20 protein-coding genes, 1 tRNA gene and 1 pseudogene are annotated in these 21441 nt (G+C 64.8%); 13 read left to right on the top strand and 9 right to left on the bottom strand.

The window, feature by feature from the left end; all coding sequences use genetic code 11:
- Positions 1-83 precede the first annotated feature (83 nt).
- Together ACZYW1_RS00215 and ACZYW1_RS00220 are read left to right on the top strand one after the other, a co-directional pair.
- Complete coding sequence (locus ACZYW1_RS00215) at positions 84-2699, top strand: ATP-binding cassette domain-containing protein (protein ID WP_463782290.1); 2616 nt, start codon at positions 84-86, stop codon at positions 2697-2699.
- Between the two features lie 21 nt (positions 2700-2720).
- On the top strand, positions 2721-3221 hold the full coding sequence (locus ACZYW1_RS00220; protein ID WP_463782292.1) for a ribonuclease FAU-1 family protein: 501 nt from the start codon (positions 2721-2723) through the stop codon (positions 3219-3221).
- 27 nt (positions 3222-3248) lie between these two features.
- On the opposite strand, the gene ACZYW1_RS00225 is transcribed toward ACZYW1_RS00220, so the two are convergent.
- From ACZYW1_RS00225 to ACZYW1_RS00235, 3 genes are all read right to left on the bottom strand, one after another.
- Entirely contained in the window at positions 3249-3701 is a 453-nt protein-coding gene (locus ACZYW1_RS00225) for a hypothetical protein (RefSeq protein WP_463782293.1), read from the bottom strand.
- A complete protein-coding gene (locus ACZYW1_RS00230; RefSeq protein WP_463782294.1) occupies positions 3698-4267 on the bottom strand; it encodes a hypothetical protein in 570 nt (189 codons plus the stop codon). Before ACZYW1_RS00230 ends, ACZYW1_RS00225 begins: the two co-directional genes overlap by 4 nt.
- A gap of 102 nt (positions 4268-4369) precedes the next feature.
- On the bottom strand, positions 4370-4525 hold the full coding sequence (locus tag ACZYW1_RS00235; protein ID WP_463782296.1) for a DUF6131 family protein: 156 nt from the start codon (positions 4523-4525) through the stop codon (positions 4370-4372).
- Between the two features lie 226 nt (positions 4526-4751).
- On the opposite strand from ACZYW1_RS00235, the gene ACZYW1_RS00240 reads away from it, so the two are divergent.
- Positions 4752-5249, top strand: coding sequence for a DNA polymerase ligase N-terminal domain-containing protein (locus ACZYW1_RS00240; protein ID WP_463782297.1), 498 nt, complete (start codon positions 4752-4754; stop codon positions 5247-5249).
- A 50-nt stretch (positions 5250-5299) separates the two neighbouring features.
- The gene (locus ACZYW1_RS00245; RefSeq protein ID WP_463787610.1) at positions 5300-5674 is read left to right on the top strand and encodes a hypothetical protein; all 375 of its coding nucleotides are present in this window, start codon (positions 5300-5302) and stop codon (positions 5672-5674) included.
- Here the strand turns inward: ACZYW1_RS00245 and coaE are convergent.
- From coaE to ACZYW1_RS00265, 4 genes are all read right to left on the bottom strand, one after another.
- On the bottom strand, positions 5664-6878 hold the full coding sequence (gene coaE, locus ACZYW1_RS00250; RefSeq protein WP_463782299.1) for a dephospho-CoA kinase: 1215 nt from the start codon (positions 6876-6878) through the stop codon (positions 5664-5666). The two genes, ACZYW1_RS00245 and coaE, sit on opposite strands and share 11 nt — an antisense overlap.
- 100 nt (positions 6879-6978) lie before the next feature.
- Positions 6979-8418: a 30S ribosomal protein S1 gene (gene rpsA, locus ACZYW1_RS00255; protein WP_463782300.1), complete on the bottom strand. Its 1440-nt coding sequence runs from the start codon at positions 8416-8418 to the stop codon at positions 6979-6981.
- A gap of 590 nt (positions 8419-9008) precedes the next feature.
- Positions 9009-11672: a DNA polymerase I gene (gene polA, locus ACZYW1_RS00260; RefSeq protein ID WP_463787611.1), complete on the bottom strand. Its 2664-nt coding sequence runs from the start codon at positions 11670-11672 to the stop codon at positions 9009-9011.
- 98 nt (positions 11673-11770) lie between these two features.
- The gene (locus ACZYW1_RS00265; protein ID WP_463782301.1) at positions 11771-12058 is read right to left on the bottom strand and encodes a putative quinol monooxygenase; all 288 of its coding nucleotides are present in this window, start codon (positions 12056-12058) and stop codon (positions 11771-11773) included.
- Between the two features lie 125 nt (positions 12059-12183).
- Between ACZYW1_RS00265 and ACZYW1_RS00270 the strand changes: the two are divergent.
- Both ACZYW1_RS00270 and ACZYW1_RS00275 read left to right on the top strand, forming a co-directional pair.
- Positions 12184-12677, top strand: a pseudogene (locus ACZYW1_RS00270) (Zn-ribbon domain-containing OB-fold protein).
- Positions 12677-13876, top strand: a complete 1200-nt coding sequence (locus ACZYW1_RS00275; RefSeq protein WP_463782302.1) for a lipid-transfer protein — start codon at positions 12677-12679, stop codon at positions 13874-13876. Before ACZYW1_RS00270 ends, ACZYW1_RS00275 begins: the two are co-directional and overlap by 1 nt.
- Before the next feature lie 95 nt (positions 13877-13971).
- Here the strand turns inward: ACZYW1_RS00275 and ACZYW1_RS00280 are convergent, their stop codons facing one another.
- Positions 13972-14592 (bottom strand): ANTAR domain-containing response regulator, encoded by a 621-nt coding sequence (locus ACZYW1_RS00280; protein WP_463782303.1) that lies wholly within the window; start codon positions 14590-14592, stop codon positions 13972-13974.
- A gap of 90 nt (positions 14593-14682) precedes the next feature.
- Between ACZYW1_RS00280 and ACZYW1_RS00285 the strand changes: the two genes are divergently transcribed.
- From ACZYW1_RS00285 to ACZYW1_RS00310, 6 genes are all read left to right on the top strand, one after another.
- Positions 14683-14759: transfer RNA gene (locus ACZYW1_RS00285), tRNA-Leu, on the top strand.
- 214 nt (positions 14760-14973) lie between these two features.
- Entirely contained in the window at positions 14974-16176 is a 1203-nt protein-coding gene (locus ACZYW1_RS00290; RefSeq protein WP_463782304.1) for a tyrosine-type recombinase/integrase, read from the top strand.
- Positions 16177-16348: 172 nt separating this feature from the next.
- Complete coding sequence (locus ACZYW1_RS00295; protein ID WP_463782306.1) at positions 16349-16531, top strand: helix-turn-helix transcriptional regulator; 183 nt, start codon at positions 16349-16351, stop codon at positions 16529-16531.
- Between the two features lie 282 nt (positions 16532-16813).
- Positions 16814-17272, top strand: a complete 459-nt coding sequence (locus tag ACZYW1_RS00300; RefSeq protein ID WP_463782307.1) for a hypothetical protein — start codon at positions 16814-16816, stop codon at positions 17270-17272.
- Between the two features lie 1274 nt (positions 17273-18546).
- On the top strand, positions 18547-18750 hold the full coding sequence (locus tag ACZYW1_RS00305; protein ID WP_463782308.1) for a hypothetical protein: 204 nt from the start codon (positions 18547-18549) through the stop codon (positions 18748-18750).
- Between the two features lie 152 nt (positions 18751-18902).
- On the top strand, positions 18903-19142 hold the full coding sequence (locus tag ACZYW1_RS00310) for an HNH endonuclease (RefSeq protein WP_463782310.1): 240 nt from the start codon (positions 18903-18905) through the stop codon (positions 19140-19142).
- Here the strand turns inward: ACZYW1_RS00310 and ACZYW1_RS00315 are convergent.
- On the bottom strand, positions 19093-19752 hold the full coding sequence (locus tag ACZYW1_RS00315) for a hypothetical protein (protein ID WP_463782312.1): 660 nt from the start codon (positions 19750-19752) through the stop codon (positions 19093-19095). The genes ACZYW1_RS00310 and ACZYW1_RS00315 overlap by 50 nt on opposite strands.
- A 200-nt stretch (positions 19753-19952) precedes the next feature.
- Here ACZYW1_RS00315 and ACZYW1_RS00320 point away from each other — a divergent pair, with 200 nt between their 5' ends.
- The gene (locus ACZYW1_RS00320; RefSeq protein WP_463782314.1) at positions 19953-21428 is read left to right on the top strand and encodes a terminase large subunit domain-containing protein; all 1476 of its coding nucleotides are present in this window, start codon (positions 19953-19955) and stop codon (positions 21426-21428) included.
- The last annotated feature ends 13 nt before the right edge of the window (positions 21429-21441 follow it).

Here is a 21441-nt window from a genome sequence, read left to right on the forward strand (position 1 = left end):
TTGCTGCAGCTCGCGAACCCCATCCAGACGAATCACAGTGCGTCTGGCCGAATGCATGCCTTGACGGAGCCGATACTGGTGTGGTGAGTCGACCAGCCCCGCCCGTACTGACCGTTTGGCACAACGGCTCCGAGAGTACGTTCGCGCCGGGCCATGACGTCATCATCGGCCGGGATCTACGCGCGGACGTCCGGATCCCCGACCCGCGGATTTCGCGCGCACATCTGATCCTGCGCTTCGACGAAGGCAAGTGGGTCGCCATCGACAACGGCTCGGTGAACGGGACTTTCGTCAATGGCTACCGCCGGCCCGTCATCGACGTCCACGACGGACAGAGCATCAACATCGGTAACGCGGGCGGACCGCAGCTGACGTTCGAGATCGGGTCGAGCCGCGGCCACAGCGGCCCGCCCCCGCCTCCGGCGCCGCGTGTCGCGCAGCAGACGACGACGTGGTCGACCCCGGAGAGGCCGGCCGCTCCGGCTCCCCCCAGGTCCGCTCCACCGCCACGGCCCGCTCCGCCACCGCGACCCGCACCACCGCCGCGCCCGGCGCCGCCGCCCTCCGAGCACCCGACCACCGTGCAGGCCGGGCGCCCGCCGGTAGGGCCGTCGACGGACGAGGCGACCGTGGTGAATGCCCGTTCCGCGCCGGCTCGAACGGACGTGCCCGCCACCGAGGTCACCATGCTCGGCGCCCGCCCGGCCGAGGACGCGAACTTCGCCACTCGCTTCGTCAAGCGCATCGCGCCGCGATCGACCCCGTCGGCCAAACCGGTCGGCTCGGTCACCATCGGCCGGGCCGCCGACAACGACATCGTGGTGCCTGACGTGCTGGCATCGCGCTATCACGCAACGCTGACCCTGACCGCGTTGGGCACCGAGATCCGGGACACCAGCGTCAACGGCACGTTCGTCAACGGCACCCGGGTCGGGTCGGCCATCCTCCGCGAGGAGGACGTGGTCACTGTCGGCAACATCGACCTGGTGGTCAGCGGTGGCCTGCTGGTCCGGCGCAGCGACACCGAGGCGGCCACCCGTACCGGTGGCCTCGAAGTACGCAACGTCCAGTACACCGTCGAGAACGGCAAACAACTGCTCAGCGACATCTCGCTGACCGCCCGCCCCGGCACGCTGACCGCGGTGATCGGCGGATCCGGCGCTGGAAAGAGCACCCTGGCCCGGTTGATCGCCGGCTACACGACCCCCAGCGGCGGCTCGGTCACCTTCGAGGGCCACGACATCCACGCCGAGTACGCCTCGCTGCGCAGCCGCATCGGCATGGTCCCGCAGGATGACGTGGTCCACCGCCAGTTGACCGTGCAGCAGGCGCTGAGCTACGCCGCCGAACTGCGCCTGCCCCCCGACACCAGCAAAGCCGACCGGATCAAGGTCGTCTCGCAGGTGCTCGAGGAGCTCGACCTGACCAAGCACGCCGACACCCGGGTCGACAAGTTGTCCGGCGGACAACGCAAACGCGCCTCGGTGGCGCTGGAACTGCTGACCGGTCCGTCGCTGCTGATGCTCGACGAGCCCACGTCGGGACTGGACCCGGCGCTGGACCTGCAGGTCATGACGATGCTGCGACAGCTGGCCGACGCTGGCCGGGTGGTGCTGGTGGTCACCCACTCACTGTCCTACCTCGACGTCTGCGACCAGGTGCTGCTGGTCGCGCCGGGCGGCAAGACCGCCTACTGCGGGCCGCCGGACGGCATCGGCGAGGTGATGGGCACCACCAACTGGGCCAAGATCTTCAGCCAGGTCGGCGCCGACCCCGAGGAGGCCAACCGTCGGTTCCGCGAGCGCCAGGAACAGCAGCCTCCGCCGAAATCCGGCCCGCCGGCCGACCTCGGCGAGCCAGTGCACACCAGTGTGCCCCGGCAGATCTCGACGATCGCCCGTCGCCAGGTCCGGCTGGTCATCGCTGACCGGGCCTACTTCGTCTTCCTGGCCTTGCTGCCCTTCATTCTCGGCGCGCTGTCGCTCACGGTCCCGGGTACCACCGGGTTCCGCGCCACCGATCCGCACACCGGGACGCCTGATGAGGCCGCCCAGATTCTGGCGTTGCTACTGCCGGCCGCTGCGTTCATGGGCGTCGCGTTGACGATTCGCGATCTGGTCGGCGAGCGAGCCATCTTCCAGCGCGAGCAGGCCGTCGGGCTGTCGACAACGGCGTACCTACTGGCCAAGACGTTCGTGTTCTGCGGCTTCGCCGTTCTGCAGGCGGCAATCGTCACCGCGATCGTGGTGGTCGGCAAGGGCGCTCCCAGTCGTGGCGCGGTCCTGCTGGGTCACTCGACGACGGCGGCCACCGCTGAGCTGTTCCTCACGGTCGCCGCCGCCTGCGTGGCATCGGCCGTTCTCGGCCTGGCGATCTCATCGCTGGTCCGGTCGAGCGAGCAGATCATGCCGCTGTTCGTGGTCGCGGTGATGGCGCAGTTGGTGCTGTGCGGCGGCATGGTCCCGGTGACCGGCCGGCTCGGCCTGGACCAGCTGTCCTGGCTGATGCCGGCGCGCTGGGGGTATGCAGCCGCGGCGTCGACGGTCGATCTGCGGCATCTCGTGCCGCCGACGCTGCTGCCGCAGGATCAGTTCTGGCAGCACACCCGGCACTTCTGGCTGCTCGACATGGGCATGCTGGCTGGACTGGCGCTGTTCTTCGCCTGCTTCGTCCGGTGGAAGATCCGGCTGAGGCGCTAGTCCGTCGAGACGAGGTGAGCCATGCACCCGCCAAAACACGAGCGGTTCGATCTCCGCGCCCGCACCAACACCGACCCCAAAGGCATTGTGCGGGCGGTTGACCGGTACGTCGTGCAACCCTGGGGGCTGTACCTGGCCCGTCCCACCCCGGGCCGCGCACAGTTCCACTACCTGGAGTCGTGGCTGCTGCCGTCGCTCGGGTTGCGCGCGACGATCTTCCACTTCAACCCCGGCTACGAGCGCGATCAGGACTACTACCTCGACGTGGGTGAATACACGGCCGGGCCCGACGAGTGGACCTCGGAGGACCACTACCTCGACCTCGTCCTACGAACCCACCGCGGGGTGGATCTCGCCGATGTCGACGAGCTGCTGGAGGCGGTCCGGCACGGTCTGCTGACGCCGGAGGCAGGCGAGTCGGCGATCCGGCGGGCGGTGGCCGCCATCGACGGTCTGTCTCAGCACAACTACGACCTCAACGCCTGGCTTGCTTCCAAAGACATGCAGCCGACCTGGCGTTGAGGACGTAACGACCTGCGCGGCAGTCGATCAGACAGCCAGTAGGCGATCGAAGAATTCGCGGTACCGCATCAGTGCGAGGCGCAGATCCTCCGTGGAGGCATCGTGCCCTTGCGACCACCGTCCTTCCAAACGTGACCGCGCCTCGGCGAACCCAGTGGTGAGTTGCTCGACGACGTCGGAGACCAGGTGGTCCGCCTGGTGGACGCACTCCTTGGGGTTGTCCACAAACGCGGCCTGAACGCCCGCCCACCGGGCACGCAGATCGGCGACGTGGTCGCCTCCGAAAAGCCCTTCGCCGCTTGAAGATTCGCGTTCCGGTGGCGTCGCGGCGACATCGCCGGCAGCGGGTGCCGGTGCGCGCACCTCGGGGCTGGCGTCGTCGGTGACGTTGCGGGTGTCTTCGATCCGGGGTTCGTCTGCGACGGACGCCGCGAACTCTTCGCGCGCATCGTCGACGGTGTGTTGCTCGTGAGTGGTCATGCGCTGGCCTCCTGCGATGCGGCGTTGTCGGTAGGGGTTTCGAGCAATTTCTCGAACAGAGCGCGGTAGTGCACGAATGCCTCCCGCTGCTGCTCGGTGTCGGCGTCCCGCTCCGAAAGGTGGATGCCGTGCGCGGCCCGGTAGTTGTCCACGATGTCCGGATGGTCGACGGAGATGTCCGCGGCCCGCTGATCGAAGTCGTCGACGGGATAACCCCGTTGGCTCATCACCTCAGTGACCAGACGGTCCGCGACGCCGACGGCTGTGGCGGGGTTGTCCACAAACCCGGCCTGCACCTGCTGCCAGCGCGCAGTGAAATCCGACAGCGCCGACGGGGTGAGCGGGACGATGTCGAGTTTGTTGTGCTTGTGCTCCCGCGTTGTGAGTTCGCGGACCGCTTCTTTCTCGCTACCGGTCTCGTTGACCACCCGTTCGTACTCGCTGCCGTAATGCTGCTTGAGCCGCTTCGTCTTGGTGCGAAAGCTGATCATGCCGGCGGCGACCACCGCAGCGACAATCACCACGACAACAGCGGCCGCGATGACGATCCATTCCCAGATGGGCATCATGCGCTCCTTTCATACATGTGTCGAATAACCCGCCGGTCTGCGCTGCAAACGCGTATTTGTGACCTGAAGCACAACGCCGCGGGAGGGCTGGTGTCTCGCTTAGAAGTAGTGGCGACGGCCGCCGATGGCATGTCCGGTGGCGCCCACGATGGCTAGGATCGCGCCGACGACGAGCGCAACAATGCCGAGCGTCCACAGGATCGAAATCTTGAGTACGAATCCCGCTATCAGCAGGATGACGCCGAGAGTGATCATGAATGAACCTTCCTTCGATGCTGACGACCAACCAACGGATTGGCCGATACACAGCAGTCGACCACCCGTTAGGGGGGTGCGAATACACCCCTAGGGATGAAAAACCTGGCGGCACTTCGCAAGGCACTCGCGCGCCGATCACGAGATCGACCCGGTGTGGTGCGACGCACCCTGATCTCAGGGGATCGGCAGTTCCAGATCGGGGACGGATGGGTACGAGGTTCAGATGGCTTTGAGCAACCACCGGCCTCAACGGCGGACCGGTCGACCGGGTGCGCGACGGTCGGGCCGGCGGGGACCCTGCTTCGTCATCCAGCACCACCTCGCGCGGGAGAACTATTACGACTTCCGGCTCGAAATCGACGGCGTGCTGGTGTCGTGGGCGATCGCGCGCGGTCCGGCGGTCAACCCGCAAGACAAGCGGATGGCCCGCCGCACCGAGGACCGTCCGATCGAGTCGGGCGTGGAGCACGTCGTCGACGACGCCGTCGGCAACGACAATTCCGTCATCGTGTGGGATACCGGCACATACGCCAACAAGACCGGCCACGAGATGACGACCTGCCTCGGTCGCGGGCATCTGTCGTTCCGCTTGAACGGCGAGAAGCTGCAAGGGGGCTACGCGTTGACGCGGGTCCGCGAGGGTGACGAAGAAACGTGGTTGCTGGTCAAGCGTCGCGATGATGTGCCGGACGCGGCGAACGGCTTCGACCGGTACCGGTAACCTGTCCGGTCATGCGCACGATGTACAGCCCGCTGGCGGTCGCCGCGGCGATGACTTGCACGCCGTTGACGCCCGCGCCGGCGGCGTCGGCTGACGAGGTGCACAACATCACCTACGTCGCGCGGGTCGACGGTGTCGCCCCCGGGAGCGTGGCGACTTTCATCACCGCTGAGAACCAGACCAACATGGCGCAGCTGAGTAGCTTGCCCGGCAATGCATTTCAAGCCAACGCGGTACTGGCAGACCCGCGGCACGCGGGCATGCAGGTCTTGGTCAGGTGGCCGTATTCCGCGAACGCACATTGCGAGATCGATGTCGACGACAAGGTTTTCGTCGAAGTCGATCAGGTGGTCCATCCGGCACCGGGCAGCACCGACCCGATGAACGGTGTACTGCCCTGCGGGGCACCCCTGCCTATTCCGTAGGTCGCCAGTTCGTCGCGTCGGCCCAGGCCCACGCCTCGCGGTAGGCGTCGTGGAACCACACCTCTTTTGCGGCGACATAGCCCGCGAGCGTGTCGCCCGCCCGCTCGGCATCGCGCTTGACGGCCAGATATCGTTGCTGCGCATCAGGATTGGCCGTCAACCAGTCGACGAACAACAGGGCGAACTGTTGATTGGGCCACCCGTCGACCCGCAGGTGCACATTGGTCGGCCGGCCCGGGTCAGCCGAGGCATGAATCCGCTTCTGCCACAGCGCCTCGTCGCCGGCGTCATCGAATTCGGCGACGGTGCTGCGGGCCCCGGTCTTGCTCACGTCGGCCGTGATCGGCAGGCGGACATACCCCACGCCGGTGAGGGCCTCGGCTACCTCGTCGGCGGCGTCGAGCGAGGCGACGGTCACCTGGACGTCGATGACGTCCTTGGCGTCGAGCCCCGCGACGGCCGTGGACCCGATGTGGTCGATGCGGACCGCGCGGTGACCGCAGGCCGTGTTCAGCCGCGCCACGGCGCGACGGGCCTGCTCCGGCCACGACGGATCGGATGACACCACGACCGGCAGTGAACGGGCCGGATCACCGGCGTCGAGGTTGTGCTGGAACGGCACGATCCGGTCGTGCCACAGCGCCCGGGCCTGTGCGACCAGTTCGTCTGCGCTGCCGGTGTTGTCGAGCCACACGTCGGCGACCGCGCGGCGCTGCTCCTCGGTCGCCTGGGCTTTGATCCTGGCCCGGGCGTCGTCCTCGGTGAAACCCCGGTGTTCGATCAACCGTCGCACCCGGAGGTCCTCGTCGGCGTTCACGATGATCACCAACGGAAACATCGGCGCCATACCGGATTCCACGAGAAGCGGGATGTCCTCCACCACAACGGCGTCCTCGCCGGCCCCGGCGATCAATTCGGACCGGCGCTGGCCGACCAGCGGATGCACGATGCCGTTCAACGTCTGACGCTTCTCCTCGTCGCTGAACGCGATCGCCGCCAGCGCCGGACGGTTGAGCGAGCCGTCGTCAGACAGGATGTCCTCACCGAAGGCCTCGACGAGCTTGGCCAACCCTTCGGTGCCCGGCTCGACGACTTCGCGCGAAATCACGTCACCGTCGACGACGATTCCGCCGAGTTCGCTGAAGGTGGAGGACACGGTCGACTTTCCGGCGCCGATACCGCCGGACAGGCCAATGCGCAGCACCGCACCAGTCTGTCAAAGCGATGCGGAGCACGGTCCCCCGGTCTCCGGATAGACGAACGCCCCGACTCGTCTGAGCCGGGGCGTTCGTTCGATCGTGCGGTTAGGCGCTACCTGCCAACTTCTCCCGCAGCGCGGCGAGCTGCGCGTCGCTGGCCAGTGAGCCACCGGTGGGCGCGTCGTCGCTCGAGGAGCTGCTCGACTGCGGCCGGGCGGCCTCTTCGGCCTCGGCAGCGGCGAACTTCTCCATCTGCGCGGTGTGCATCTTGTGGCGACGCTCGGCCTCGGCGTAGCGGGCCTCCCACTCGGTGCGCTGCGTGTCGAAACCTTCGAGCCATTCGTTGGTGTCGGCGTCGAAGCCCTCGGGGAAGATGTAGTTGCCCTGGTCGTCGTAGCTGTCGGCCATGCCGTACTTGGCGGGGTCGAACTCTTCGGTGTAGTCCTCGTTGGCCTGCTTGAGGCTCAGCGAGATCCGGCGACGCTCCAGGTCGATGTCGATGACCTTGACCATCGCGTCGTCGCCGACGGCGACCACCTGGTCAGGCACCTCGACGTGGCGCTCGGCCAACTCCGAGATGTGCACCAGACCTTCGATGCCCTCCTCGACGCGGACGAACGCACCGAACGGCACCAGCTTGGTGACCTTGCCGGGCACGATCTGGCCGATGGCGTGGGTACGGGCGAAGTGGCGCCACGGGTCTTCCTGAGTTGCCTTCAGCGACAACGAAACCCGCTCGCGGTCCATGTCGACGTCGAGCACCTCGACGGTGACCTCGTCGCCGACCTGCACAACCTCCGACGGGTGGTCGATGTGCTTCCACGACAGCTCCGAGACGTGCACCAGACCGTCGACACCGCCGAGATCGACGAACGCGCCGAAGTTGACGATGGAGGACACCACGCCCTTACGGATAGCGCCCTTCTGCAGCTGGTTGAGGAACTCGCTGCGGACCTCGGACTGGGTCTGCTCCAGCCAGGCGCGACGAGACAGCACCACGTTGTTGCGGTTCTTGTCCAGCTCGATGATCTTGGCCTCGATCTCCTTGCCGATGTACGGCTGGAGATCGCGGACGCGGCGCATCTCGACCAGCGAAGCGGGCAGGAAGCCACGCAGGCCGATGTCGAGGATCAGACCACCCTTGACGACCTCGATGACGGTGCCCTTGACGGCCTCGTCCTTTTCCTTGAGAGCCTCGATCGTGCCCCAGGCGCGCTCGTACTGAGCGCGCTTCTTGGACAGGATCAGCCGGCCTTCTTTGTCCTCTTTGGTGAGAACGAGGGCTTCGACTTCATCGCCTACGGAAACGACCTCATTGGGGTCGACGTCGTGCTTGATGGACAGTTCGCGAGAAGGAATGACCCCCTCGGTCTTGTAACCGATGTCGAGGAGCACCTCGTCCCGGTCAACTTTGACGATGGTGCCTTCGACGATGTCGCCATCGTTGAAGTACTTGATCGTTTTGTCGATTGCTGCGAGAAAATCCTCGGCGGAGCCAATGTCGTTGACGGCTACTTGCGGCGAGGTGACGGTGGGACTCGGCATATTGTTGGGTTGCTCCGGACAGGTGAGGTCGTAGGGAAAAGTGCTGGGTACCCGTAAAGGTTACTCGACTACGTACACGCTGGCCAAACCGCGTGCCGCAGGCACGAACTGGCCCCGGATCGCCGCCCCTTGGCCAGCGTCGTCGCGAATGCCGACCGCAATTCGAATGAGGACGCACACTCCGGTGCGTTCGTGCCTGGCGGTCGGCGCTGACAGACCGGCAGCAATACCTCCCGAGTTCGCCGTCGCCCACGTCCGACCTGAACCTGCGAATTGACACTGCATAGACAGGGTCACAGCTCTACACTCGGCCAACACAGCAAGATCAGGGGTTATGCAACTTAATCAGCGCGCGGCACAAACCGCCGCGGAACACGGGACGGTAGAGCATGAAGAAGACAATCGCATTGCTGGCTGCGTCGACGGCTATGACATTTACGCTAGGACTTGGTGTCGCACACGCCGGCTGCCACACCACCTGCGACGACGACGGTGACGGAACCACCACCTGCGACACGTCATGTGACTGACTGGCGGTCTGCTGGACCGGCGCGAAGGCGCAGCCGCCACGGTCGCGGCTGCGGTGGGCGCTAATGGGCGGCGGCATCCCAGCTGCGCCCGTAGCCCATCGACACCTCCATCGGCACGTCGAGCGGGTACGCGGCGCCCATCTTGTCCCGTACCAGCCGCTCGAGCTGGTCGTGTTCACCTTCGGCGACCTCGAACAACAGCTCGTCGTGGACCTGTAGCAACATCCGCGAGGCCAGCCCGGCCTCGGTGAGCGCCTTGTCGACCTCGATCATCGCCACCTTGATGATGTCCGCGGCGCTGCCCTGAATCGGTGCGTTGAGCGCCGCCCGCTCGGCGGCCTCGCGGACATTGCGGTTGCTGCTGTCCAATTCGGGCAGGTAGCGGCGGCGGCCGAAGACCGTCGAGGTGTAGCCGTCCTTGCGGGCCTGCTCGACGACGTTGTGCAGGTAGTCGCGGATACCACCGAAGCGGGCGAAGTACTGATCCATCTGCTCTTTGGCTTCTTCGGTCGAGATCTTGAGCTGGGCCGACAATCCGTAGGCGCTCAGTCCGTAGGCCAGACCGTAGGACATTGCCTTGACCCGGCGCCGCAGCTCGGCGGTGACCTCGTCGATGGGCACACCGAACGCCCGCGACGCGACGAACGAATGCAGATCCTCGCCGGTGTTGAACGCCTCGATCAGGCCTTCGTCCTTGGACAGGTGCGCCATGATGCGCATTTCGATCTGGCTGTAGTCGGCGGTCATCAGCTCGGCGTGCCCGCCGCCCACCACGAAGGCGTCGCGGATCTGGCGACCGGCATCGGTGCGGATCGGGATGTTCTGCAGGTTGGGTTCGGTGGACGAAAGCCGGCCGGTCGCCGCGATGGTCTGGTTGAAGGTGGTGTGGATACGACCGTCGCCGGCAACGGCGTTGAGCAGTCCGTCGACCGTCACCTTGAGCCGGGTGACGTCGCGGTGGGTGAGCAGATGCTGCAGAAAGGGATGCCCGGTCTTGTCGAACAGCGTCTGCAGCGCGTCCGCGTCGGTGGTGTAGCCGGTCTTGGTTCGCTTGGTCTTCGGCATCTCCAGTTCGTCGAACAGCACCACCTGCAACTGTTTCGGCGAGCCGAGGTTAATCTGTTTGCCGATCACCGCGTAGGCCGCCTCGGCCGCGTCGCGGATCTGGTCGCCGAATTGGCTTTGCAGCGAACCCAATTGGTCCAGGTCGACGGCGATGCCGATGGCCTCCATGGCCGCCAGCACTCGTTGCACCGGCAGCTCCATCTCGGCCAGCAGCGACGTCGAGTCGATGCGCTCGAGTTCGGCGTCCAACGCGTCGGCGAGATCGACCACCGCCCGGGCCCGCAACACCCCGGTCTGCACGGCCTGCTCGTCGACGCCATCGCTGTCGTCGAGCAGCGAAAGCTGTTGCTGCTCCGATGTTTCCGCGCGCAGCTCGCGACGGAGGTAGCGCAGCGACAGATCGTCGAGGGTAAAGCTGCGCTGACCAGGCCGGACCAGGTAGGCCGCCAGCGCGGTGTCCGAGCTGACGCCGTTCAGCGTCCACCCGCGGCCGGTCAGATCGTGGATCGCCAACTTGGCTTCGTGCAGCGCCTTCGGCTGCTCGGGGTTGGCGAGCCAATCCGCCAGCGCCGAATCGTCTTCGGGTGTCAGGGTCGTCGTGTCGATGAACCCGCCGTCCCCGTCGGCCGCGGCGATCGCCAGCGCGGTCGCGTCGCCGCCGTACGGCAGATGGGTGCCCACCACCGCCAGGCCGGCCCGGCGACCGTCGGAGGCGTGCTCAGCCAGCCACTGCGCCACCGTGCCGGGCTCCAGCGCTCCCCCGCGGATGTCGAAGCCCTCGTCGACCTCGGGCTCGACCGCGGCCAGCGTGTCGAACAACCGGTCGCGCAGCACCCGGAATTCGAGGTTGTCGAACAGCTGATGGATCTGGTCCCGGTCCCACGGCTGCATCCGCAGGGTGTCCGGTGTCTGCGCCAGCGGGACATCACGCACCAAATCGGTCAACTCGCGGTTGAGTACGACGCTGGACAGATTCGCGCGTAACGCGTCGCCGACCTTGCCGCGCACCGAGTCGACGTCGTCGACCAGCGCCTGCAGCGATCCGTATTCGCTGATCCACTTCGAGGCGGTCTTCTCGCCGACACCCGGGATGCCGGGCAGATTGTCGCTCGGGTCGCCGCGCAGCGCGGCGAAGTCGGGATACTGCGTGGGCGTCAGGCCGTACTTCTCCACCACCGCCTCCGGCGTGAAACGGGTCAGCTCGCTGACACCCTTGCGCGGGTAGAGCACGGTGACGTCGTCGGTGACCAGCTGGAGTGAATCGCGGTCACCGGTGACGACCAGTACCCGGTAGCCCTCGTTCTCGGCTTGCGTGGTCAGCGTGGCGATCAGGTCGTCGGCTTCGAAGCCGGGTTCGGCCAGAACCGTGATCCCCAGTGCGGCAAGCACTTCCTTGGTGATGTCGATCTGCCCGCGGAACTCGTCCGGCGTGCTCGACCGGTTCGCCTTGTACTCCGGGAAGCGCTCCGAGCGGAAGGTCTGCCGCGAGACGTCGAACGCCGCCGCGATGTGGGTCGGCGCCTCGTCGCGCAGCAGGTTGATCAGCATCGCGGTGAACCCGTAGACGGCGTTGGTGGTCAGCCCGCCCTGCGTCTTGAAGTTCTCCGCCGGCAGTGCGTAAAACGCCCGGTAGGCCAGCGAATTGCCGTCCAGCAGCATCAACGTCGGCTTGCCCTCGGCGGCCGCGCCGCTGTCGGTCTTCTTGCTCGCGGTCCTGGCTGGGCTCACGGACCCAACTCTAGAGACACCTCACGACATCAGGTCAGCCGCCGCTCGGCGGCGACGTCGTATTCGCAGACCGACGCGGAGATGATCGAACCCTGCTGCTCCTCGGTGGGCCCGCTGCCGCGAAATTCGTCGACGGCGGCACGCGAGTCCCAGCGTTCGACGATGTTGATCCGGTCCGGTTCGAGCAGGTCGGCGCTGATCGCGAAGTCCAGGCAGCCGGGTGCCCGGCGGGCCAGCTGCACCACCGTCGCGCATCCGGCGAGGTAGTCGTCTCGCTCTGATGGGTCCACGACGAGATGACCCGCGACGATCACCATGACCTACCCCCTTCGCTCGTCTTGACGTTCCTCAGTGTGACCGCGGCGAGGGCGCGAACTCATCGCCCGTCCCGCCAAACTGCAACACGTTTCAGTTTCGTGCCCGCGCTGGGTAGTCTGAGCCGGTGCCAGAGGTCACCAGCCCAGAACCGGCGATCGACGGGTGGTTCGCCACCGAGGTCGCCGACCATCCCCAACTGATCGGCGGTAAGTGCCCTGAGTGCGGCACCTACGTGTTCCCGCCGCGGGAGAACAACTGCCCGAACCCGGCGTGTGACAGCGACACGCTCGAGCCGGTCGCGCTGTCGCGCCGCGGGAAGTTGTGGAGCTACACCGAGAACCGTTATCCGCCGCCCAAGCCCTACCCGGCCCCGGACCCGTTCGAGCCGTTCGCGATCGCCGCGGTCGAGCTCGCCGATGAGGGAATCATCGTGCTGGGCAAGGTGGTCGAGGGCACGCTGGCCGCCGATCTGAAGGTCGGCATGGAGATGGAGCTGGCGACGATGACGTTGTTCACCGACAGCGACGGGATCGAGCGCATCGTGCACGCGTGGAAGGTGGCGTCATGAGCCCCGCCGGCGACGATGCAGAGCGCAGCGATGAGAAGGAGCGGCACTGATGAGCCCCGATCCGCTGTACATCCTCGGCGCGGGCATGCACCCGTGGGGCAAATGGGGGCGTGACTTCACCGAATACGGCGTCGTCGCCGCGCGGGTGGCGCTGGCCGAGGCCGGGCTGGACTGGCGACAGATTCAGCTGGTCGCCGGTGCCGACACCATCCGCAACGGCTATCCGGGCTTCATCGCCGGGTCGACGTTCGCCCAGAAGCTCGGTTGGAATGGCGTGCCGGTCAGCTCCAGCTACGCCGCCTGTGCCAGCGGATCGCAGGCACTGCAGAGCGCCCGCGCCCACATCCTGGCCGGATTCTGCGACGTGGCACTCGTCATCGGCGCCGACACCACCCCCAAGGGGGCGTTCGCACCGGTCGGTGGTGAGCGCAAGAACGATCCGGACTGGCAGCGCTTCCATCTGATCGGCGCCATGAACCCGGTCTACTTCGCGCTGCTGGCCCGCCGCCGAATGGACCTCTACGGGGCGACCTCCGAGGATTTCGCGCAGGTGAAGGTGAAGAACTCCCAGCACGGTCTGCAGAACCCGAATGCCCGCTACCGCAAGGAATCCTCGATCGAGGACGTACTGGCCAGCCCGGTGGTCAGCGACCCGCTACGGCAGCTCGACATCTGCGCCACGTCCGACGGCGCGGCCGCGCTGATCGTGGCCAGCGCGGACTTCGCCCGCAAGCATCTCGGCTCCCTGGACGGTGTGCCGTCGGTGCGGGCGGTGAGCACGGTGACGCCGCAATATCCGCAACACCTACCCGAATTACCGGACATCGCAACCGATTCCACCGCGGTGGTGCCGGCCCCGGAGCGGGTGTTCAAGGATCAGATCCTGGATGCCGCCTACGCCGAAGCCGGCATCGGACCCGAGGACGTGAGCCTGGCCGAGGTCTACGACTTGTCCACCGCTCTCGAACTGGACTGGTACGAGCATCTCGGGTTGTGCCCGAAGGGTGACGCCGAGGCGCTCCTGCGCAGCGGTGCCACCGCGCTCGGCGGCAGGGTTCCGGTCAACCCGTCAGGCGGGCTGGCCTGCTTCGGTGAGGCCATTCCCGCTCAGGCGATCGCACAGGTCTGCGAACTGACCTGGCAGCTGCGTGGTCAGGCCACTGGCCGGCAGGTCGAGGGTGCGACGGTCGGCGTGACCGCGAATCAGGGACTCTTTGGCCACGGCTCGTCGGTGATCGTCGCGCGCTAGGTTGTTCGAGTCGCCGGAAACACCGTCGACTGTGCAGCAAACAGCGGCGTTTTCGGCGATTTCGCCCGCACAACGTGCACAGTCGGCGATCGAGGTCAGCTCGAAGCGTCCTTGGACGTGTCGAGGGTCTCCAGGACCACCTCCGCGACATGCTTCATCGTGGTGCGCCGGTCCATCGCCGCGCGCTGGATCCACTTGAACGCCTCGGGCTCGGTCATCCCCTGGTTGGCCTGCAGCAGGCCTTTGGCCCGCTCGACGACCTTGCGGGTCTCCAGACGGTCGGCCAGCGTTTCGACTTCGAGCTCCAGCGCCCGGATTTCGCTGAACCGGCTGAGCGCCACCTCGATGGCTGGGATCAAGTCGGAGATGGTGAACGGCTTCACCAGATACGCCATCGCCCCGGCGTCGCGCGCCCGCTCGACGAGATCGCGCTGGCTGAACGCGGTCAAGATGACGATCGGCGCGATGCGCTTGGCGGCGATCTCCGATGCCGCATCGATGCCGTCGCGTCGCGGCATCTTGACGTCCATGATCACCAGATCGGGCTTGAGCTGCTCGGCCAGCTCGACGGCCTCCTGCCCGTCACCGGCCTCGCCGACGATCTCGTACCCCTCTTCGCGCAGCATTTCGGCCAGGTCGAGCCGGATCAGGGCCTCGTCTTCGGCGATGAGGACCCGGTGCGAGCTGGCGGCGGCGTCGTCGGTCATGGTGACCATTCTCTCGTGAACCGCGGGAATCCTCGACCGCGGGGCTGTGAGTCGGCTCGCACCGCCCGATCCTCTATGGTGGGAGGCCGAAGTTGCCAGGCCCTCGTATCCCAACTGGCAGAGGAAACGGATTCAAAACCCGTCCAGTGTGAGTTCGAATCTCACCGAGGGCACCACATAAGACCAGATCAAAGCCGCATATCGACAGGGCGACACGAACCGAAATCCTCGCCAGTAAGCAGATAGTAAGCAGGACAGGGCTAGGATGCGGTCATGCCCGCAGCTAAACGAGCACCCCGACATGGCGTTATCGACCTCTGGCACCGGCCCGCCCGACGCGGCGAAACGGTCTACTACCCAGCAGACGAGGCAGACGGCCCGCTCTGGTGCATGGACAAAACCCACTTCCGGCAGCCCGGCACGATGGTCTGTTCAACCCGGCACGGCCAGGGCAAGCGCTGGCGCGCCGCGTGGGTAGACCTCGACGGCGAGCAGCGGAGCCAGGCGTTCGACAACAAGGCCGACGCTCAGAGGCGCGCAGACGGGATCGCAATTCAGCTCAACACCGGCACCTACGCGGACCCACAACGGTCGGCAGTCACGTTCGGCGTCGTTGCGGAGGCGTGGATAGCCACCAAAGCTAAGCGGGAGCCTAAGACTGTCGGGGATTACCGGGGGTTGCTCGACGTGGTGATCCTGCCGAAGTGGCGCGACGAACCGTTACGGGACATTACGCACGAACGGATACAGACGTGGTTCACGTGGCTAGCCACTAATCCCGAAGCAAGGCAAAGGAAATCGGCTAAGAATCCACTTGCCGGCCTCTCCCCTGCCCGCGTGATTCAGACACACCAAGTGGTTAATCAAGTGCTTGCTTACGCGGTTCGCGCGAAGTACCTAGCGGTTAACCCGGCGCTCGACGTTGAGCTACCGAGCAAGCCGCAGAGCAAAGACTTAGCCCTGACACATGAGCAGGTGCGCCAGCTTGCCGACGAGATAGGTAACGCGGAGGCGGCGGTTAGACGCCGCGCCGATACGGCACCGGCCCGGACCTCGCCGGAGGCGCTGGCGACGATGGTTCGCCTGCTTGCCTATGCGGGCTTGCGGTACGGCGAATGCGCCGCGCTTCGGGTGGGCGACGTGGACACCGAGAAACGCCGAATCATGGTCGGCAAGTCGATTACGGGTGTCCGTAAGCAGGGCCGTGTAGAGGGCGGCACTAAGACTCACCAAAAGCTGCCGGTTCCGATTCTGACTACTGAGCTGGCCGACGAGCTGGCGTGCGTGGTCGCTGGCCGCGATCCGTCCGAGTACGTGTTTCCCGGCCCGGACGGCGGCGCTATGACAGTCGGATGGTTCCGGGTGCGGTTCGACCGCGCCGTGTCCAAGCTAGGAATTGAGGGCGTCACGCCGCACACCCTGCGGCACACTGCCGGATCACTCGCTATTAGCGAGACGGGCAGCGTTCTCATTGCGTCCAAGCTGTTGAGGCACCGGAACGTCACCACTACGGCGAACACCTACGCGCACATGCTCGACGGCGATTGGGACAAGCTGGCCGCTGCAATGGACAAAGCGACCGCCCCGAAGTAGCCGCGACACGCCAGCCCTGACCCCCTTGCTATCGAACACCCGTTCGGTACTGTGAACCACCAGTGGCGGCATAGAGCGTTCTGGACATACGACCCGCTGCCACGTCGCGCGATCCGCGCGGAACCCGAACCGGCAGGGGTTACTTGCGCTGCCGACCATGAAAGTTCTGAGTATGTCCGAGCAATCACCATTCATCGACGCCGCCGGTATAGCAACCTATAGCGGTCGGAGCGTGGACACCATTCGTTATTGGGAGCGGCTAGGCCAGCTTCCGGCTTCCGCGAAAATTGGGCGTCGGCGCGTCTGGAAGCGCGTTGACATTGAGGAATGGTTCGCGTCTAAGTTCGCCGCCTAAAGCTCTAACGGCCATTTACTACGATTAGTTCTAGGGAACTTTGCTGATTCCTAGAATGAATCTGTAGGCACAAATGGATGGAGATTAATGGCACTAGAACTTGACACTACCAGCGCGGCACTATTCACCGGCTTAGGCGCTAAGACCTTAGCGAACATGCGGAGCAAGGGCACCGGGCCGCTATCGTTTAAGCGCAATGGCCGCGTGGTCTATCCGGTCGTTGATTTACGGCGCTGGATGGCCGATCGGGAAGCGGTGAATTTACGCGGCGGGAATGCGTGAATGACCGCGTTTCCGCAGGTAACCGATAAGCTAAAATTAGAGATAGAAGCGGCATTCGATTGGCGCGTCGTTCCCGGCTTATGGGGTTTCGAGGCGCACCCGGACGGAACCGTTAGGCATTCCGAAGGATGGGGCTTAACCGGCGCGGTAGACCCGACAGAGGGTTTCGTTGTGCCCATCTCATTCGAAGGCGATTCGTTCTACATTCCGGCCCGCTACCTAGTCGCGGCGGCGTATCTCGACAAGCCTGGCCAGGTGCTCACTCAAAACCGGCGAGGCGGGCTGGCGTGGCTGTTCGATGTGAAGCGCCGCAACGGGTGCGTATTGGACGACAGTGCGCAAAACCTCTACTGGCATGAGCTGCCGAACCCGCTGGACTGTGACTGGCTTATGCGCCAGCCGCCCTCGCGGCGCGGATCAGCCAGCCCGGCGACCTCCCCTAAGTGGCGAGGCGAGTAGAAGACACAGCAAAAGGCCGGCAAGCGTGCCGGGGAGCAAGGGAACCCCGCCAAGGGGGTTGATAGGGAAGCGCATTCGCGCAGATAGGCACAACTAGATGACCGGATTTAGCAAACTGCAATGGATGGACGCGGTCCGCGGATGCACTGACATACCAGCGGATCAGCGTCTAGCCATCCAAGATATTGGCTCGACGGCAGACCAGGGCGGCGACGACGCATGGCGGGATAACCAAGCGGTTGCCGACAAATTGAAGGTGTCCACCCGGACAGTGACTAGGGCACGCGAGAACGCGGCCCGGCACGGACTCTGGACCGAGATTCGGGCAGCGGACAACAAACACACGGCGCGATACCGGCTCACCATGCCCGACCCTTGGGGTGACAACACTGTCCACCCAAACGGTCTAGGGGTGACAGCCGTGTCCGCTAGGGGTGACAGCACTGTCCAGTTGGGTAGACAGCAGTGTCCAGTTGGGGTGACAACACTGTCTACCGCTTCGGGTATTACTTCGGTTTCTTCTTCGGGTGTTTCTTCGGAGTCTGATCCGTGGGCAATTCATCCAGGCGAAGCAGTCATAGAGGACGGCATAGAGCGGGCACGGAGAGAGCGCACAGCATGAACGGCGACAGGATCAGAACCTCTACAGGCAAGCGACGGGCGCATATCAACGTGAAAGAGCGCCAGGACGGTAGACCGGGCATCGTCATAAGCCAGAGCGGGCACGCCATTCTCTTGTCTAAAGATGAATGGTTGGCGATTCGTGAGCGCGCGGACGAGATTCTAGCGACTGGCGAACCTCCGCGTAAACGCTACCGAATGGTCTAAGTGGCGCTGAACGCCACGCTAACACAGGTTTATTCCGTCGCCGGATAGGCGATACCGGACAAACAAGAACTAATGACTTAGAGAGCCACACAGGGGGAAAATGCCAATCCGAATCGAACACGACACACAGGGCGGTTACCGGCTGCACTTGGGCTACCGGATGACAGTCCAGCTATCCGACGACGAGGCGCGGATTCTGTTAACGGACCTAAGCCGGTCGTTAACCAAAGCTAAGCCGCGTGCCGTGACACCGGCCAAATGGGGCCGATGAGAGTAACCATTCCGGCCACGACGGGCGAACCCTACGCGATCCGCAAAAGCGGGCGACTCTACACACTGATACGCATAGGCGCGGACGGGCGCAAAAGCGCAATCGTCATGGGGAAACTCGACGCTATAGCGATCACCAACCAACTAATTGACCTCATAGAACAGGACACAAACCAATGAACGAACAGACCCTTACCCCCGAGCTTTACGAGTTCTCACTGAACGCGGACGGACGGGCAGCTACCCACGTCGGGCTACACGTCACGCACGACGGCACCCGGACGACGCTGGCGCTGCCAATCTCGGACGCCGAGCTGGTCGGCAAGATGCTGGTGAGCCACGCGGACTACGTGAACGGTCGCCCGCCGCGCGACTGGTGAAGCGACCGTGCATCGCTTGCGGAACGCCAATCGACAAGGGCAGCCGTTGCCGCGACTGCAAGCTGCCGAATCGCAGCTACCAGCGAGGCACAAAGGGGCGAACGCAAACGGACTGGCAGTGGCGAAAGCTAAGTCAGGCACAACGTAAGCGTGTGCCGTTCTGTGAGCTACGGCTACCAGGCTGCACTGGCGAGGCAGGCACGGCGGACCATGTTCTACCCGTCTCACAGTTCCCGGAGCTGGCGCGCGAACCGCTGAACCTGCGGAGCGCTTGCCGTTCATGCAATGCGGCACGCGGCGATAAGTACACGCCAGCCGAGCGCGATCAGGTGCTAAGCGCTATTACGGCGCGAAAGGCGCGCCAGGCGCAAGCTCTGCCAGCGTGTGTGTAATTTCGTAGCGCGCCGCGCTGGACTTGTCTTCGGCAGAGCGGAGCTGCGTCGGACGTGCGACAAGTCCAGCGTTGTAGTCGTCGACAATCTCTAGACCTAACGGAGCTATGCGCCTTTCGTACATGGCGTCACGCAAAGCTTTTATGTGGGCTTGGAACGCAACCACCAGCTCAGCATCGTTCTCCGGACCGAGGTCGATTCCAAGCACAACCCGAAGCGCTGTCGGGTGCGCCGGTTGAAGCGCATACGCAAGCACCGTCTCAATCGACTCGAACTCGGCGCGCTTTCGATGCGCAACGTGGCCGTGACGCCAATCCATAATGCGCTGATGGAGGGCCAAACCTTCGGTGCCGGCCACCTCCTCCACGAAGTCCTCGAAAGGGATATTGCGCTTTTGGTTGCTGACTGCACAGCGCCCGTAAGAGACCACGGCAGATTCCCATAGCGCACGACGACCGAACATGTTGGCCGCTTTCGTATCGTCAAGATCGCCGCGATAGCTAAGCGCCATGTCGGCAGCGAGCAGATCAGCCCAGGCTGAGCACCACCGCTGCACATATGTCACCTTGAGGCCGGTCAATGTGCCCCATAGTTCGCTGTTAGCCGCCATTCCTCCACGCTAGGGCACCAGGCCACCCGCCCCTTGCGTTGCGCGCCTCCCCTCGATCTGCCAGCGCAGAGCGCCGCTGGGAGCGCACCCATCGCCGCAGGTCGCAACCCATAACCGCTGATAGCGGCACTGACACTTATTTCCATAACCGCAGGTCGGGCGTGCATTCCGACCGCTCAATAACTGAATACGGGGGTGCGATGGCGCGGCTTAAGTCCGAGCTGGACGACTCCCCTTTGCCGTTCCGTCCAAGGGTTACCGGGTCGGCGGCATTCCGGTTGTTCTCCGAGCGCTATTTGAGGGTCCGTAAGGACGGCAGCCGCGAGGTAATCCCGATGCGGTTAAGGGACTGGCAGGTTGAGCTTGCCGGTTCGGTGCTTGACGCGGAGGTTCAGCCGCGTATTGCGGGCTGGTGCTTGCCGCGTGGGCAGGGCAAGTCCACGCTTGTCGCGGCGCTGGCGCTGTTCGTGTTTCTCACTGGTGGTGAGGGCACGTCGGTAATTGTCGCGGCGGTTGACGAGCGCCAGGCGGGCATTGTGTTCGGCGCGGCTAAGCGAATGGTGGAGCTTCACCCGGAGCTAGAGCAACGGGTGTTGATCTTTAAAGACCGGATGGAGATTCCGGATCGGGGCGCATCGTTTCAGTGCCTACCGGCCTCCCCCGCCTCTCTTGAGGGTCTGGACTATGACCTAGCCATCGTTGACGAGATAGGCCGGGTCGCAGTCGAGACGTGGGAGGTAATCGCACTCGCCCAGGGCAAGCGGTCGCGCTCGACTTGTATCGGCATTGGCACGCCCGGCCCGACTGAGGACAACGTGCTTGTCCGGCTGAAGGCTTATGCGCGGGACTTTCCCGACGACAAAAGCCAGGTCTACCGAGAGCACAGCGCGGCGGGTTTCGAGAGTCACTCGCCTAACTGCGAGCACTGTTGGGCGCTGGCGAATCCGGCATTAGATGACTTCCTGCACCGGGACGCGCTAAAGGCACTGCTGCCGCCCGCATCGACGGAGGCGCACTTTCGCCGGGCGAGGCTCTGCCAGTTCGTTGGGCCAGTTGAAAGCGCGTTCGTTACCGCCGACGTATGGGACAAGCTAAGCACTAAGCAGCCGATACCCGATGGCGCGGAAATTGTTGTGTCGCTAGACGGTTCGTTTGGCGGCGCGTTCGCTGACACCACGGCGATCCTGCTAGGTACGGTCGCGGAGTCGCCGCACTTCCAGCCCTTGCGGGTATGGCAGTCGGACGGCAGCGATGAGTACCGGGTGCCGCTGGTCGAGGTCGAGGACGCGATTCGAGAGGCGTGCAAGCGCTACCGGGTCCGCGAAGTGGTGGCCGATCCGTTCCGGCTTACCCACAGCTTGCAGGTGCTCGACGCCGAGCGGATCACCGTTTACGAGTTTCCGCATTCGCCGCCAAGAATGACGCGGGCGACGACGGACCTTTACAGCGCCGCCCAAAACGGGCGCATGAGTCACGACGGCAGCGACCTACTCAGGCGGCATGTCTTAGCGGCAACGCTGGTCGAAAACGACAAAGGACTAAGGCTAAGCAAGGTTAGCCGGTCGCGCACAGCGCCCAAGATTGACCTTGCCGCGTGCATGGTGATGGCACATAGCCGGGCCACTTGGCTTGCGGCACAACAGAAACCACGACGGGTCTATTCGTTCGCGTCGTAGAAAGACAACTTAA

It is taken from the genome of Mycobacterium sp. IDUB_36, assembly GCF_055419225.1.